Here is a 14,654-nt window from a genome sequence, read left to right on the forward strand (position 1 = left end):
AAGGAGAACGAAGTGACCGAAGCGGCTGCTGCCACTTCCGAGACGGCTGCCGGCACCACGCAGGCTGAGCCGGCTCGCGATCAGCGCGACGGCCGCCGCGGCGGCCGTGGTGACCGCAACCAGGGTGGCCGCGACCGCAACTCGCGCGACCGTGGTGACAACCAGTTCCTGGAGCGCGTCGTCACCATCAACCGCGTCTCGAAGGTCGTGAAGGGTGGTCGTCGCTTCAGCTTCACCGCCCTCGTGGTCGTCGGTGACGGCAACGGTCTGGTCGGCGTCGGCTACGGCAAGGCCCGTGAGGTCCCCCTGGCGATCTCGAAGGGTGTCGAAGAGGCCAAGCGCAACTTCTTCCGCGTTCCGCGCGTCGGCAGCACGATCCCGCACCCGGTGCAGGGTGAGGCGGCCGCCGGTGTGGTCCTGCTTCGTCCGGCCGCTGCCGGTACCGGTGTCATCGCCGGTGGTCCGGTCCGCGCCGTGCTCGAGTGCGCCGGTATCCACGACGTGCTGTCGAAGTCGCTCGGCTCGTCGAACACGATCAACATCGTGCACGCGACCGTCGCTGCCCTGAAGCAGCTCGAGGAGCCTCGTGCGGTCGCCGCACGCCGTGGCCTCGAGTTCGACCAGGTTGCTCCGGCGCGTCTCGTCCGTGCGGAGGCTGACGCCATCGCCGCACAGAAGGTAGGTGCCTGATGGCTTCGCGCCTCAAGGTCACGCAGGTCAAGTCCAAGGTGAGCGAGAAGCAGAACCAGCGTGACACGCTGCGCAGCCTCGGTCTGAAGCGCATCGGTGACAGCACCGTGCGCCCCGACGACGCGCAGACGCGCGGCTACGTCAAGACCGTCGCCCACCTCGTCAAGGTTGAGGAGATCGACTAATGGCTGAGAAGAACGACGCCGTCGAGGCCGAGAAGGCCCCGAAGAAGGCTGCCGCTCCCAAGGCTGCCGCCGAGAAGAAGCCGGCTGCGAAGACGGCAGAGAAGAAGCCCGCTGCGAAGAAGGCGCCGGCCACGTCCGCCGCCGCCGACGCCAAGGCCGACGCTCCCGCCAAGAAGCCCGCCGCCAAGAAGGCTGCGCCCAAGAAGGATGCTCCGGCATCCCGCCCGGGCGTGCTGAAGGTGCACCACCTGCGTCCGGTCCCCGGATCCAACACCGCGAAGACCCGTGTGGGTCGCGGTGAGGGCTCCAAGGGCAAGACCGCCGGTCGCGGCACCAAGGGCACCAAGGCTCGCAACACCGTTCGCGTCGGCTTCGAGGGTGGGCAGATGCCTCTGCACATGCGCACCCCGAAGCTGCGCGGGTTCAAGAACCCGTTCCGCGTCGAGTACCAGGTCGTGAACCTGGAGAAGCTCGCGGAGCTGTACCCGAAGGGCGGCGACGTCACCGTCACCGACCTGGTCGCCAAGGGCGCCGTTCGCAAGAACGAGAAGGTCAAGGTTCTCGGAAACGGCGACATCGCCGTGAAGCTCACCGTCGCGGTCGACAAGGTCTCGGGTTCCGCCGAGCAGAAGATCGTGGCTGCGGGCGGTTCCGTCAAGTAACCACCGCACAAGAGGGGCCGGAGATTCTCCGGCCCCTCTTGTGGTTACACCACGCGGGTCAGGTTCGGCCCACGCAGTCCGGGGTTCCCGGATGGGTTACCCTGGTCTTTCAGCCGTCCTTCGGGAATCGGCAACTTTTCAGGAGGAACGTTCTTGTTCAGCGCCATCGCGCGGATCTTCCGCACGCCCGACCTGCGTCGGAAGATCGGTTTCACTCTCGCCATCGTCGCGATCTACCGACTCGGCTCCAACGTCCCCGCACCGTTCGTGAACTTCCCGAACGTGGAGGAGTGTCTCGCGGCCAACTCCGGCACCGACGGACTGCTCGGACTCGTCAACCTCTTCTCGGGCGGCGCGCTCCTCCAGCTGTCGATCTTCGCGCTGGGCGTGATGCCGTACATCACCGCGACGATCATCACGCAGCTCCTCCGCGTGGTCATCCCGCACTTCGAGGCGCTGCACAAGGAGGGTCAGGCCGGCCAGGCCAAGCTGACCCAGTACACGCGCTACCTCACCATTGCGCTCGCGCTGCTCCAGTCGACCACGCTCGTCACCGTCGCCCGCAGCGGCCAGCTCTTCGGCACGACCGACCTCGCCGCCTGCCAGCAGCTCCTGACCAACGACGTGTGGTGGGCGCAGCTGCTCATCATCATGGCGATGACCGCCGGCACCGGACTCATCATGTGGTTCGCCGAGCTCGTCACCGAGCGCGGCATCGGCAACGGCATGTCCCTGCTGATCTTCACCTCGATCGCCGCGACGTTCCCCGGCGCCATGGGCCTCATCTGGCAGACCAAGGGCTTCGAGGTGTTCCTGCTCGTGCTCCTGGTCGGAATCGTCGTGATGGGTCTCGTCGTCTTCGTCGAGCAGTCGCAGCGACGGATCCCCGTGCAGTACGCCAAGCGCATGGTGGGCCGCCGCACCTACGGCGGCACGAACACCTACATCCCGATCAAGGTGAACATGGCGGGTGTGATCCCCGTGATCTTCGCCTCGTCGCTGCTGTACATCCCGGCGCTCATCGCGCAGTTCAACACCCCGCAGGACGGCTCCGTGCCGGCGGCCTGGGTCACCTGGATCAGCGCGAACTTCACCACGGGCAACCACCCGGTCTACATGGCGGCGTACTTCCTGCTGATCATCGGGTTCACCTACTTCTACGTCGCGATCACGTTCAACCCTGTCGAGGTCGCCGACAACATGAAGAAGTACGGCGGGTTCATCCCCGGCATCCGTGCCGGTCGTCCGACGGCCGAGTACCTCGACTACGTCCTCACCCGCATCACGCTCCCCGGCTCGCTGTACCTCGGCCTGATCGCGCTCATCCCGCTGATCGCCCTGGCCACTGTCGGCGCCAACCAGAACTTCCCGTTCGGTGGCGCCTCGATCCTCATCATCGTCGGCGTCGGCCTCGAGACGGTGAAGCAGATCGATGCACAGCTGCAGCAGCGTCACTACGAAGGGCTTCTCCGATGACAGCATCCGCACGTCTTCTCATCGTCGGCCCGCAGGGCTCCGGAAAGGGCACGCAGGGCGTGCGCATCGCCGAGTCCTACGGCATCCCGGTCGTGTCGACCGGTGACATCTTCCGGGCGAACATCAAGGAGGGGACGCCCCTCGGCCAGCAGGTCACGGCGATCCTCGACAAGGGCGACCTCGTTCCGGACGAGCTGACGAGCGAGATCGTGCGCGACCGTCTGTCGCAGGAGGATGCCGCGAACGGCTTCCTCCTCGACGGATACCCCCGCAACGTGGCCCAGGTCGCGCACCTCGAGGAGTTCCTCGCAGGACGCGGCGAAGCGCTCGATGCCGTCATCCTGCTCCAGGTGCCGCGCGAGGAGAGCATCGCTCGCCTGGGTCTGCGCGCCGCCGAGCAGGGGCGTTCGGACGACACGGACGCGGCCATCGCGCACCGTCTGGACATCTACGAGCACGAGACGGCTCCGATCATCGAGGTCTACGGTGCCAAGGGCATCGTCGACCGGATCGACGGGGTCGGGTCGCTCGACGAGATCACCGAGCGCATCTCCGCCGCATTGGCCGCTCGCGGCCTGCGCCTCGCGGCCTGAGGCCTCGCGATGTTCCGCCGGTCGATCTACAAGACCCCGGCTCAGCTTCGAGCCATGGTCGAGCCTGGACTCATCACGGCGGCGGCTCTCGATGCCGTGCGTCCGCTGATCAGGGCCGGTGTCACCACCCTGGAGCTGGATGCCGCGGCGAACCGCACGATCCTCGATCGTGGAGCCGAGTCGAACTTCCAGCTCGTGCGCGGGTACCACCACACCGTGTGCGTGTCCGTGAACGAGCAGGTCGTGCACGGCATCCCTGGCGACCGCGTGCTGCGCCCCGGAGACATCGTCTCGGTGGACTGCGGCGCACAGTTCCACGGCTGGAACGGCGACAGCGCGATCACGGTCGTCGTCCCGGATCCCGAGCGCCCGGAGCTGGTGGCGCAGCGCGAGGAGCTCTCGCGCGTCACGGAGGGCTCGATGTGGGCGGGGATCGCCGCGATGGCAGCGGTGGACTCGATCGACGAGATCGGTGCGGCCATCCAGGAGTACATCGAGGCCCAGGGGCCGTCGGCGGTGTCGGGGGAGCCCTACGGCATCCTCCGCGAGTACGTCGGCCATGGCATCGGGCGCAAGATGCACGAGGCGCCGAGCGTCTTCAACTACCGCACGCCCGAGCGCGGCGCGGACGTCAGGCCGGGACTCGTCCTCGCGATCGAGCCGATGGTGACCGCAGGAGGTGAGGCGACCTACATCGAAGACGATGACTGGACCGTCACGACCGTTGACGGCACAGACGGCTCACATTGGGAACATAGCGTGGCCCTGCATGATGGGGGTATCTGGGTGCTGACCGCGCCCGATGGCGGAAAGGCCGGACTCGCCCCGTTCGGGGTCGAGCCTCGAGAGATCGGAAAGTAATGGCAGCGGCGAAGAGCAACACGAACTGGTTCGCGATCGGCGTCTCCATCGCCGTGGTCGTGGTGCTGGTCGTGCTCGGTGGTCTCGTGGTGTTCCTCAACAACCAGGCCACGGCTCCCGGCGTCGCTCCGAAGAGCGACATCATCAACGAGGAGACCGGTGCCATCTCGTTCGGCGACGGCGAGGACGAGGTCGACACATTCGTCGACTTCATGTGCCCGATCTGCGGCACCTTCGAGGACCAGTACGGCGAGAAGCTGCAGGCCGCCGCGGCCGACGGCAAGATCACGCTGAACATCCACCCGGTCTCGATCCTCGACCGCTTCTCGCAGAACACGCAGTTCTCCACCCGGGCCGCCGGCGCGATGTACTGCGTCGCCGAGAAGGCCCCGGAGGCCGCGCTCGACTACTTCAACCTCCTCTTCGCCAACCAGCCGGAGGAGAACACGGCCGGCCTCAGCGATGAGGAGCTCGCCGCCTTCGCCGAGCAGGCGGGCGCCGGCGCGGCGGCGGACTGCATCGCCGACGGCACCTACATGGACTTCGTCCTGGACCAGACCAAGGCTCAGGAGATCGCGGGCACGCCGACCATCGAGGTCAACGGCAAGCGTCTCGACCTTCAGGCCGGCGAGATCACCGAGATGGAGAAGCTCCTCGGTTGATCCTCCACCCGCGCATCCGGTCGAGTTGCCGGATGCTCCGGGGTCGGATAACATAGATCTTTGGTGCCTTGTGCCTTGATTCGGCGTGTCCGATCGGTGCGGCACCGCACACCACCCACCCACCGCAGATCGACCGGTCTGCAGAAGCGTCAGCGAGGCTATGGCTAAGAAAGACGGTGTCATCGAGATCGAGGGCGTGATCTCCGAGGCTCTGCCCAACGCGATGTTCCGCGTTGAGCTCAGCAACGGACACAAGGTCCTGGCAACGATCTCCGGAAAGATGCGGCAGAACTACATCCGCATCATCCCCGAGGACCGCGTGGTCGTGGAGCTCAGCCCCTACGACCTGACCCGCGGACGTATCGTCTACCGCTACCGCTGATCGGTCGAGAAGTAACGGCCTGCCTCGGTCACGGGGCGGTACGAAGACAGCGATAAGGAAACATCATGAAGGTCAACCCCAGCGTCAAGCCGATCTGCGATCACTGCAAGGTGATCCGTCGTCACGGCCGCGTCATGGTGATCTGCAAGAGCAACCCGCGTCACAAGCAGCGCCAGGGCTGACCTGCGCTGCGCGGCTCGCTCGCGCACATCTCACAACTCAATACGAAACGGCAGGATCAGACGCTTCGACAGGCTCAGCGACCGGGTGACCGGCGGAACTGTCGAGGCTGACACCTCGGGGCGGAGGCCCGGGCACCGATCCTGTTCCATACCTCCACTACATCCAGGAGAACCGCATGGCACGTCTTGCCGGCGTTGACATCCCGCGCGACAAGCGCGTGGTGATCGCCCTTACCTACATCTACGGCGTCGGCCGTACCCGCTCGGTCGAGATCCTCAAGGCGACGGACATCGATGAGAGCATCCGCGTGAAGGACCTCAGCGACGACCAGCTGATCGCCCTCCGCGACCACATCGAAGGCAACTACAAGGTGGAGGGTGACCTGCGCCGCGAGGTCGCCGCAGACATCCGCCGCAAGGTCGAGATCGGCTCCTACGAGGGCATCCGCCACCGTCGTGGTCTCCCGGTCCGTGGTCAGCGCACCAAGACCAACGCCCGTACCCGCAAGGGCCCGAAGCGCACCGTCGCAGGCAAGAAGAAGGCCCGCTAAGCGGGGCCCCAGGGACTAGGAGAACACTTTCATGGCTGCACCCAAGGCCGCCGCGCGCAAGCCGCGCCGCAAGGAAAAGAAGAACATCGCGCTGGGCCAGGCCCACATCAAGTCGACGTTCAACAACACGATCGTCTCGATCACCGACCCGTCCGGCGCTGTCATCAGCTGGGCTTCGTCGGGTGGCGTGGGCTTCAAGGGCTCCCGCAAGTCGACCCCGTACGCGGCAGGTCTCGCCGCCGAGTCCGCTGCGCGTCAGGCGCAGGAGCACGGCGTCAAGAAGGTCGACGTCTTCGTGAAGGGTCCGGGCTCCGGCCGCGAGACCGCGATCCGCTCGCTCCAGGCCGCCGGCCTCGAGGTCGGCTCGATCTCGGACGTCACCCCGCAGGCGCACAACGGTTGCCGCCCGCCGAAGCGTCGCCGCGTCTGACAACGCTTGTCGAGTCGCCCGCCCTGCGACAGGCTCACGGAGCCATGTCGGGTCGGGCGACTCGACGCCCGCGTGCGGGCATCGACTTCCACAATTGAAGACCTCACCACACCACATGTCATATAGCGGGCATGTGATCGAAAGGAACACAGAGTGCTCATTGCACAGCGTCCCACACTGACCGAGGAAAAGATCGTCGAGAACCGTAGCCGGTTCATCATCGAGCCTCTGGAGCCCGGCTTCGGATACACGATCGGCAACGCGCTGCGTCGCAGCCTGCTGTCGTCGATCCCCGGCGCCGCTGTCACCAGCGTTCGTCTCGACGGCGTGCTGCACGAGTTCAGCACCATCCCCGGCGTGAAGGAGGATGTCACCGAGATCATCCTCAACATCAAGCAGCTCGTCGTCTCCTCGGAGCGCGACGAGCCCATCACCGCCTACCTGCGCAAGACCGGTGCGGGCGAAGTGACCGCCGCTGACATCTCGGCTCCGGCCGGTGTCGAGGTCCAGAACCCCGAGCTCGTCATCGCGACTCTCAACGAGACCGCGAAGTTCGAGCTCGAGCTCACGATCGAGCGCGGCCGCGGCTACGTCTCGGCGACGCAGAACCGCAACGAGTACGCCGAGGCCGGTCAGATCCCGATCGACTCGATCTACTCGCCGGTCCTCAAGGTCAGCTACCGCGTCGAGGCGACTCGTGCCGGTGAGCGCACCGACTTCGACAAGCTCGTCCTGGACGTCGAGACCAAGTCGTCGATCAGCCCCCGCGACGCCGTCGCTTCGGCTGCGAAGACGCTCACCGAGCTGTTCGGTCTCGCTCGCGAGCTGAACGTCGAGGCCGAGGGCATCGAGATCGGCCCGGCGCCGGTGGAGGCTGTGAACTCCAGCGAGCTGTCGATGCCGATCGAGGACCTCGACCTGTCGGTCCGCTCGTACAACTGCCTGAAGCGTGAGGGCATCAACACTGTTTCGGAGCTCGTCGCCCTCTCGGAGACGCAGCTCATGAACATCCGCAATTTCGGCCAGAAGTCGGTCGACGAGGTGCGCGACAAGCTCATCTCGCTCGGTCTGTCGCTCAAGGATTCGGTGCCCGGTTTCGACGGTGCCCACTTCTACGGCGGCAGCGAAGACGAGTCCTTCTGATACCCGACCTTTCTGACCAGGAGTTAGACGATTATGCCCAAGCCCACTAAGGGTCCCCGCCTCGGAGGCGGCCCCGCACACGAGCGCCTGCTGCTTGCCAACCTCGCGGCGGCTCTGTTCACCCACAAGTCGATCAAGACGACCGAGACCAAGGCCAAGCGCCTTCGTCCGCTCGCCGAGCGTCTGATCACGTTCGCGAAGCGCGGCGACCTGCACGCGCGTCGTCGCGTGCTGTCGGTCATCGGCGACAAGAGCGTCGTGCACACGCTCTTCGCCGAGATCGCGCCGCTGGTCGCCGACCGTGAGGGTGGCTACACCCGCATCACGAAGGTCGGCAACCGCAAGGGCGACAACGCTCCGATGGCTGTGATCGAGCTCGTCCTCGAGCCCGTCAACCCGAAGCCGAAGTCGGCCAAGAAGACGGCCGCTGCCGCTCCGAAGGCGGAGAAGCCCGCCGAGGTCGCCGAGGAGGCTCCCGCCGAGGAGACCCCCGCCGAGGAGACGCCGGCCGCTGACGCCGGTGCCGAGTCGCAGGCCGAGGGCGAAGCAGCCGAGGCTGCCGCCGAGGACGCTGTCGAGAAGTAAGCACCTCTCACGACGAAGCCCGCCGCCCCTTCCGGGGTGGCGGGCTTCGTCGTTGCTGCGGGCGGGGGTGGAGCGTCAGCGCGCGCGCAGATCCTTGCGGAGGATCTTGCCGGATGCGGACTTCGGGATGGCGTCGATGAACTCCACCTGACGCACCTTCTCGTGCGGGGCGACGTGCGCGGCGACATGCGCCATGACGGCATCCGCGTCGAGGTCGGCATCCGCCTGCCGCACGACGAAAGCCTTCGGCACCTCCTGGCCGTCATCGTCCTGGGCGCCGATGACGGCGGCGTCCGCGATCGCCGGATGCTCGAGCAGCACGGCCTCCAGCACAGCGGGGGCGACCTGATAGCCCTTGTATTTGATCAGCTCCTTGAGGCGGTCAACGATCCGGAAGATGCCGTCGTGGGTGACTGTCGCGACGTCTCCCGTGTGCAGCCAGCCGTCGGCGTCGAGCATCTCCGCCGTGGCATCCGGCCGGTTGAGATAGCCCTTCATCACCTGCGGACCGCGGATCAGCAGTTCGCCGGGTTCGCTCACGCCGTCCGAGGGCACGGCGACATCGGCTCCCGATTCGGGATCGAGCAGCCGGGCCTCGGTGCCGCTGAGCAGCAGCCCGACCGAGGAGCGGTCGATGTCGTGGCTCCCGGCGGGGATCGCGTGGGTCACGGGGCTGGTCTCCGTCATGCCGTACCCCTGGCACACCGTGCACCCGAGCCGCGTCGCCACCGCCGAGGCGAGCGCCCCGTCGAGGGGAGCGGCGCCGGAGAAGATCACCTTGATGGACGACAGGTCGTACTCGTCGACCAGCGGATGCTTGGCCAGTGCCACCGCGATCGGCGGGGCGATGAACACCCAGCTGGTGCGGTGCTCGGCGACCACGCGCAGGAAGTCGGTGAGGTCGAAACGCGGCATCGTCACGAGGGCGGCTCTCTGGCGCAGCGCGAAGTTGAGCAGCACCGTCATGCCGTAGATGTGAAAAAAGGGGAGGACCGCGAGGACGCGGTCGTCGTCGGCCAGCGAGATCGTCGAGCGGCATTGGCTGACGTTCGCGACGAGGTTCCGGTGCGTGAGCATGACGCCTTTGGGACGACCCGTCGTCCCTGATGAGTAGGGGAGCACGGCGAGGTGCTCCGCCGGGTCGAAGGCGACGTCCGGTGCCGTGTGCCCCTCACCCAGGAGGGCTGCGAGGGACGGATGCCCGTCGGCGCCGTCGAGCACGATGAGGTGGTCGGCGTCGATGCCGACCTTCGCGGCCGCGGCTTCCGCGCCGGCGAGCAGCGGCGACACGGTGATGAGCCACTCCGCCTCGGCGTCGGTGAGCTGGTTCGCGATCTCGTCCGGGGTGTACAGCGAGTTGATCGTCGTCGCGGTCGCCCCCGCGCGGAGGATGCCGTGGAAGACGGTCGCGAATGCGGGCACGTTCGGGCAGAGCATACCGACGCGGGTGCCGACGCCGACGTTCCGTGCCGCGAGGGCGCCGGCGAAGAGATCGATCTGGGTGATCAGCTGCCGATAGGTGGTCTCGGCGCCGCTCGTCCCGTCGATCAGCGCGGTCGCGTCGAGCCGGCTCTCGTCGAGATCGCCGAACAGATAGTCGTACACGGAGACCGCCGGGATCTCCACATCGGGGTAGGTGCTGCGAACCATGAGATCTCCTTCGATCCGGGCGGGGCGGCGGCGGCGCGCGCTGAGAGTCAGTGTCGCATACCACGGCACTGCGTACCAGCGTGCGGCGCTGCGAAGGCGGAAACTCAGACGGTGTCGTTGGCCCGGTAGCGCGTGCTCGGGCGGCCCTTCGTCGAATAGTCGAGGGTACGGATCGCCCGGCCCGAACTCGCCAGGTGCTCGAGGTATCGCCGGGCGCTCACCCGCGAGATCTGCACGTCGGCGCCGATCTCGGTCGCCGACGCGTCGGGGCGGGTGACGAGCGCGGTGGCGACGCGATCGAGGGTCTCCGCACTGAGCCCCTTCGGCAGCCCGAACCGCTGGCGGAACGCGATGATGGCATCCGCGGCCTCCACCCGCCGGACCACGTCATGCAGCTCGGTGTGATCGCGCAGCAGGAGAGTGGCCTCGACGTCGACGCCGTCGTGCCTGCTCCCTGTGCTGCGAGCGACGAGCACGTGCGGTCCGACGATCACCGGCCGCCCGGCGTCCTCACCTTCGCGGAGGGCCGTGTGGAGGTCTTCACCGAGCACGGATGCGGCATCCGCGCCGTCGAGTTCCGCGGCATCCTTGTCGAGGAAGCGGGCGGCGGCATCGTTCACGAGCGTGATCCGACCGGCTGCGTTCACCGTGATCACACCCTCGCTCAGACCGTGCAGCGTGGTCTCCTGATTCTTCACGAGGGCCGCGATCTGATCCGGTTCGAGCAGGTAGATGCGACGACGGATCACCGAGGTCACCCACGCCGAGCCGAACACACCGAGGACGGCGGCGGCGAGCATCGCCGAGATCAGCCAGGCGAGGTTCCGCATGAACTCGTCGTTCAGCTCCGACTCGAGAATCCCGACCGATGCCGTGCCGATGACCGCCCCGTCATCCGCGAAGACCGGCACCTTCACGCGCCAGGACGTTCCGAGCGTGCCGGTCTGGGTGCCGACGTAGATCTCCCCCGCGAGCGGGATGGACGGATCCGTCGAGACCTTCTCGCCGATCCGATAGGGATTCGGGTGGGAATAGCGGATGCCGTCGGCGTTCGCCACCACCACGTATGCGAGGTCCGACGCCTCACGGATCACCTCGGCGATCGGCTGGATGGTCGACGACGGGTCTGCATCGTCGAAGGCCTCGCGGACGGTGGGGAGCGACGCGATCGACTGGGCGACGGCCTGCATGCGGTCCTTGTACGACTCGCGCAGTGCCTGCTCCTGCAGAGCGCCGGCGACGATGCCGGTCGCAAGCGTCACGAGGAACACGATCAGCGCCTGCAGGACGAGGAGCTGCACTCGGAGCGTCATCTTCGAGGCCACCCGATCATTCTCGTCGCTCGCGTGACGGACGGCGAGGGGTCTCCAACAGCGTTCGCGAACAATAGTTTCAGAACTCCGACCAATGGTTTCCGAAGCTTGAACACCCGCACCCGTCCCTCCAGAGTGAACCGACAGCAACACCGACGCTCAAGGAGGAGCGCACATGAAGCACACACGTCTGGTGGCGGCCACAGCCGCCTTCGCGGCCGCCGCATTGGCATTGACGGCATGCGCCGGGGGAAGCACGGGGTCGGGCAGCGGAGGCGGGGGAGGCGACGACGCCGCGGCCATCGAGGATGTCAAGATCATCGTCCCGGCCGACCCCGGTGGCGGCTGGGATCAGACCGGCCGCGCGATGTCGCAGGTTCTGGCCGCCGACGAGATCGTCGGATCCGCCCCTGTCTCGAACGTCGGAGGGGCGGGCGGTACCGTCGGGCTCGCCCAGCTCGCGAACGAGAAGGACCCCGCGACCCTCATGGTCATGGGCCTCGTGATGGTCGGCGCGATCGAGACGAACGCCTCGACGGTGCGACTCGAGGACACCACCCCGATCGCCCGGCTCACCGATGAGTCGCTCGTCATCGTGGTGCCGGAGAGCTCGAAATACGACACCCTCGAGGATCTCGTCGACGACATCGTCGAGAACGGCCAGGAGGTGACGGTGACCGGCGGTTCAGCGGGTGGTGCCGATCACATCCTCGCCGGCCTCCTCCTCGAAGCCGCCGGACTCGACGCGGACGAGATCCCCGAGAAGCTCAACTACACACCGAACTCCGGGGGTGGCGAGGCCGTCTCGCTCCTCGTGGGCGACAAGGTCGCCGCAGGCATCTCCGGTGTCGGTGAGTTCCTCCAGTACATCGAGGACGGCTCGATGCGGGCGCTGGCGGTCTCGGGCGCCGAGCCGGTCGCGTCTCTTCCGGACGTGCCGACCATCACCGACGAGGGGTTCGACGTCGAGCTCACCAACTGGCGCGGTGTGATCGCTCCCGGAGGCATCTCCGACGCGGAGCGCGCCGAGCTGGAGCGGATCGTCACCGAGATGCACGACTCCGGCGCCTGGAAGGACGAGCTCGAGACCAAGGGCTGGGCGGATGCCTTCCTGACCGGCGACGAGTTCGACAGCTTCCTCAAGAAGAACATCACCGATGTGACCGGCACGCTCGAGAACATCGGATTGATCTGACATGGAGACCCCGATCCTCGGGGTGAGCGGGCGGGCCGAGGCGACTCGGCCCGCCCCGCGGGTTCCCCTCGGAGAACTCGTCTTCGCTCTCCTCATGCTGGCCCTCGGCGTCTTCGCGCTGGTGGGTGTCTTCACGATCCACGTCCCGGTCGGGGTGGAAGCCGGGCCGACGATCTTCCCGATCTTCGTCTCGATCATCCTGCTGGGCTCGGCCGTGGCCGTCCTCGTCACCGTGCTGCGCGGAAAGCGCGCGGAGGTCGAGGAGGGCGAGGACATCGACCCCGACGCCAAGACCGATTGGCTCACGATCGCGAAGATCGTCGGAGCCGTGGTCGCCCATCTGCTGCTGATCGACGTCATCGGCTGGGCGCCGGCGGCCACCGTGCTCTTCGGCGTGGTCGCGTGGTCGCTCGGTGCCACGCGCTGGTGGGCGGCCTTCGTCATCGGGCTCGGCGTCAGTCTGGTGATCCAGGTCGTCTTCGGGGGCCTGATGGGGCTGTCGCTGCCCTGGGGACCGGCTCTCGGATGGCTCGGGGAGGTGTTCTGATGGACAGCTGGGCCCTGCTTCTCGACGGCTTCGCGACGGCGCTGCAGCCGCAGTACCTCGTGTTCGCCTTCTTCGGAGTGCTGGTGGGAACGGCGGTCGGCGTGCTCCCCGGCATCGGGCCGGCGATGACCGTCGCGCTCCTGCTGCCGCTCACCTACACGCTCGACCCCACCGCGGCACTGATCACCTTCGCCGGCATCTACTACGGCGGCATGTACGGCGGCTCCACCACCAGCATCCTGCTGAACACGCCGGGTGAATCGGCATCGATAGTCACGGCCATCGAAGGCAACAGGATGGCGAAGCTGGGGCGCGGGGCCGCCGCCCTCGCCACCGCCGCGATCGGCTCGTTCGTCGCCGGCACCATCGCCACCGTCGGTCTCACTCTGCTCGCACCCGTGCTGGCGCAGTTCGCCGTCAACCTCGGCCCGGCCGACTACGTCGCGCTCATCGTGATCGCGTTCATCACGGTCGGGGCCCTGATCGGCAGCTCCGTCCCGCGCGGGATGATGTCGCTCGGGGTGGGCCTGTTCCTCGGCCTGGTCGGCACCGACACCCTCACGGCCCAGCAGCGCTACACACTGGGACTGCTGCCGCTGTCGGACGGGATCGACATCGTGCTCGTCGCGGTCGGGCTCTTCGCCGTGGGCGAGACGCTGTACATCGCCGCTCGCCTGCGCCACGGCGGCATCGATGTGATCCCGGTCACCCGCGGGTGGCGCAACTGGATGACCAAGAGCGACTGGAAGCGTTCGTGGAAGCCCTGGCTGCGCGGCACGGCCATCGGCTTCCCGATCGGCACGATCCCCGCGGGCGGGGCGGACGTCGCGACGTTCCTGTCGTACGCCACCGAGCGCAAGCTCTCGCGGCACAAGAGCGAGTTCGGTCGCGGAGCCATCGAGGGGGTCGCCGGACCCGAGTCCGCGAACAACGCGGCGGCGGCCGGGGTGCTCGTCCCCCTGCTCACGCTGGGGCTGCCCACGACCGCGACCGCGGCGATCATCCTCGTCGCCTTCCAGGCGTACGGACTGCAGCCGGGGCCGCAGCTGTTCCAGAACCAGCCGGCACTCGTCTGGGCGCTGGTGGCGAGCCTGTACGTCGGCAACGTCATCCTCATCATCCTCAACCTGCCGCTCGTCGGCATGTGGGTGAAGCTTCTGCAGATCCCCAGGCCGTATCTGTATGCGGGCATCCTGCTGTTCGCCGCCTTCGGCGCGTACGCGCTGAACTTCGCGGTCGTCGACATCCTGATCCTGGCGATCATCGGAGTCCTCGGCTACTTCATGCGACGGTACGGCTATCCGGTGGCTCCGCTCGTGGTCGGCATGATCCTGGGGCCGATGGGGGAGGAGTATCTCCGCAAGGCGCTGCAGTTGAGCCAGGGCGACCTGTCCACGCTCTTCGTTCAGCCGTTCGCCGCGACGGCCTACATCGTGCTGGCGCTCCTCGTCGCCGGCGGGCTGTGGCTGCGGCGGCGCCAGCGCCGGTACGAGCAGGCGCTGACCGAGTCGATCTCGGTGCCGATCAAGGCCGATGCGGAGGTGTGA

Annotated in this window: 18 protein-coding genes; 16 read left to right on the forward strand and 2 right to left on the reverse strand. The window is 67.2% G+C overall.

The genetic code is table 11. From position 1 onward, the window contains the following. Positions 1 to 12 precede the first annotated feature (12 nt). The 13 genes from rpsE (at position 13) to rplQ (ending at position 8,402) form a co-directional block, all read left to right on the forward strand. Positions 13 to 690 carry a 30S ribosomal protein S5 gene (rpsE, locus tag MRBLWH11_RS09950; protein WP_279303210.1) on the forward strand — a complete coding sequence of 226 codons (678 nt, stop codon included), beginning with the start codon at positions 13 to 15 and terminating at the stop codon, positions 688 to 690. After that, positions 690 to 875, forward strand: a complete 186-nt coding sequence (gene rpmD, locus MRBLWH11_RS09955) for a 50S ribosomal protein L30 (protein WP_046013417.1) — start codon at positions 690 to 692, stop codon at positions 873 to 875. The genes rpsE and rpmD overlap by 1 nt, the downstream gene beginning before the upstream one ends. Beyond that, a complete protein-coding gene (gene rplO, locus MRBLWH11_RS09960; protein WP_116635691.1) occupies positions 875 to 1,537 on the forward strand; it encodes a 50S ribosomal protein L15 in 663 nt (220 codons plus the stop codon). Before rpmD ends, rplO begins: the two co-directional genes overlap by 1 nt. A gap of 153 nt (positions 1,538 to 1,690) precedes the next feature. Beyond that, the gene (gene secY, locus MRBLWH11_RS09965; RefSeq protein WP_341947759.1) at positions 1,691 to 3,013 is read left to right on the forward strand and encodes a preprotein translocase subunit SecY; all 1,323 of its coding nucleotides are present in this window, start codon (positions 1,691 to 1,693) and stop codon (positions 3,011 to 3,013) included. Continuing rightward, positions 3,010 to 3,606, forward strand: a complete 597-nt coding sequence (locus tag MRBLWH11_RS09970; protein ID WP_341947760.1) for an adenylate kinase — start codon at positions 3,010 to 3,012, stop codon at positions 3,604 to 3,606. Before secY ends, MRBLWH11_RS09970 begins: the two co-directional genes overlap by 4 nt. Positions 3,607 to 3,615: 9 nt before the next feature. Further along, the gene (gene map, locus MRBLWH11_RS09975; RefSeq protein ID WP_341947761.1) at positions 3,616 to 4,467 is read left to right on the forward strand and encodes a type I methionyl aminopeptidase; all 852 of its coding nucleotides are present in this window, start codon (positions 3,616 to 3,618) and stop codon (positions 4,465 to 4,467) included. Further along, the gene (locus MRBLWH11_RS09980; RefSeq protein WP_341947762.1) at positions 4,467 to 5,129 is read left to right on the forward strand and encodes a thioredoxin domain-containing protein; all 663 of its coding nucleotides are present in this window, start codon (positions 4,467 to 4,469) and stop codon (positions 5,127 to 5,129) included. Before map ends, MRBLWH11_RS09980 begins: the two co-directional genes overlap by 1 nt. A gap of 160 nt (positions 5,130 to 5,289) precedes the next feature. Then, the gene (infA, locus tag MRBLWH11_RS09985; RefSeq protein WP_017201569.1) at positions 5,290 to 5,511 is read left to right on the forward strand and encodes a translation initiation factor IF-1; all 222 of its coding nucleotides are present in this window, start codon (positions 5,290 to 5,292) and stop codon (positions 5,509 to 5,511) included. A 65-nt stretch (positions 5,512 to 5,576) separates the two neighbouring features. Beyond that, positions 5,577 to 5,693: a 50S ribosomal protein L36 gene (gene rpmJ / locus MRBLWH11_RS09990; RefSeq protein WP_005050492.1), complete on the forward strand. Its 117-nt coding sequence runs from the start codon at positions 5,577 to 5,579 to the stop codon at positions 5,691 to 5,693. A gap of 176 nt (positions 5,694 to 5,869) precedes the next feature. Continuing rightward, positions 5,870 to 6,244 (forward strand): 30S ribosomal protein S13, encoded by a 375-nt coding sequence (gene rpsM, locus MRBLWH11_RS09995; protein WP_017201568.1) that lies wholly within the window; start codon positions 5,870 to 5,872, stop codon positions 6,242 to 6,244. A gap of 31 nt (positions 6,245 to 6,275) precedes the next feature. After that, the gene (rpsK, locus tag MRBLWH11_RS10000; RefSeq protein ID WP_046013422.1) at positions 6,276 to 6,674 is read left to right on the forward strand and encodes a 30S ribosomal protein S11; all 399 of its coding nucleotides are present in this window, start codon (positions 6,276 to 6,278) and stop codon (positions 6,672 to 6,674) included. A 153-nt stretch (positions 6,675 to 6,827) separates the two neighbouring features. Beyond that, positions 6,828 to 7,817 carry a DNA-directed RNA polymerase subunit alpha gene (locus MRBLWH11_RS10005; RefSeq protein ID WP_116635696.1) on the forward strand — a complete coding sequence of 330 codons (990 nt, stop codon included), beginning with the start codon at positions 6,828 to 6,830 and terminating at the stop codon, positions 7,815 to 7,817. A gap of 33 nt (positions 7,818 to 7,850) precedes the next feature. Continuing rightward, positions 7,851 to 8,402, forward strand: a complete 552-nt coding sequence (gene rplQ / locus MRBLWH11_RS10010) for a 50S ribosomal protein L17 (RefSeq protein WP_116635697.1) — start codon at positions 7,851 to 7,853, stop codon at positions 8,400 to 8,402. 75 nt (positions 8,403 to 8,477) lie between these two features. Here the strand turns inward: rplQ and MRBLWH11_RS10015 are convergent, their stop codons facing one another. Both MRBLWH11_RS10015 and MRBLWH11_RS10020 read right to left on the reverse strand, forming a co-directional pair. Then, on the reverse strand, positions 8,478 to 10,052 hold the full coding sequence (locus MRBLWH11_RS10015) for an AMP-binding protein (protein ID WP_341947763.1): 1,575 nt from the start codon (positions 10,050 to 10,052) through the stop codon (positions 8,478 to 8,480). 104 nt (positions 10,053 to 10,156) lie between these two features. After that, the gene (locus MRBLWH11_RS10020; protein ID WP_341947764.1) at positions 10,157 to 11,377 is read right to left on the reverse strand and encodes a hypothetical protein; all 1,221 of its coding nucleotides are present in this window, start codon (positions 11,375 to 11,377) and stop codon (positions 10,157 to 10,159) included. Between the two features lie 163 nt (positions 11,378 to 11,540). Here MRBLWH11_RS10020 and MRBLWH11_RS10025 point away from each other — a divergent pair, with 163 nt between their 5' ends. Genes MRBLWH11_RS10025 through MRBLWH11_RS10035 form a run of 3 tightly spaced genes read left to right on the forward strand, consistent with a single transcriptional unit; the run spans position 11,541 to position 14,654 of the window. Further along, positions 11,541 to 12,560: a tripartite tricarboxylate transporter substrate binding protein gene (locus MRBLWH11_RS10025; RefSeq protein WP_341947765.1), complete on the forward strand. Its 1,020-nt coding sequence runs from the start codon at positions 11,541 to 11,543 to the stop codon at positions 12,558 to 12,560. A gap of 1 nt (position 12,561) precedes the next feature. Beyond that, complete coding sequence (locus MRBLWH11_RS10030) at positions 12,562 to 13,107, forward strand: tripartite tricarboxylate transporter TctB family protein (RefSeq protein WP_341947766.1); 546 nt, start codon at positions 12,562 to 12,564, stop codon at positions 13,105 to 13,107. Further along, positions 13,107 to 14,654, forward strand: a complete 1,548-nt coding sequence (locus MRBLWH11_RS10035; RefSeq protein ID WP_341947767.1) for a tripartite tricarboxylate transporter permease — start codon at positions 13,107 to 13,109, stop codon at positions 14,652 to 14,654. The genes MRBLWH11_RS10030 and MRBLWH11_RS10035 overlap by 1 nt, the downstream gene beginning before the upstream one ends.

It is taken from the genome of Microbacterium sp. LWH11-1.2, from assembly GCF_038397745.1.
Classification (GTDB): Bacteria; Actinomycetota; Actinomycetes; order Actinomycetales; family Microbacteriaceae; genus Microbacterium.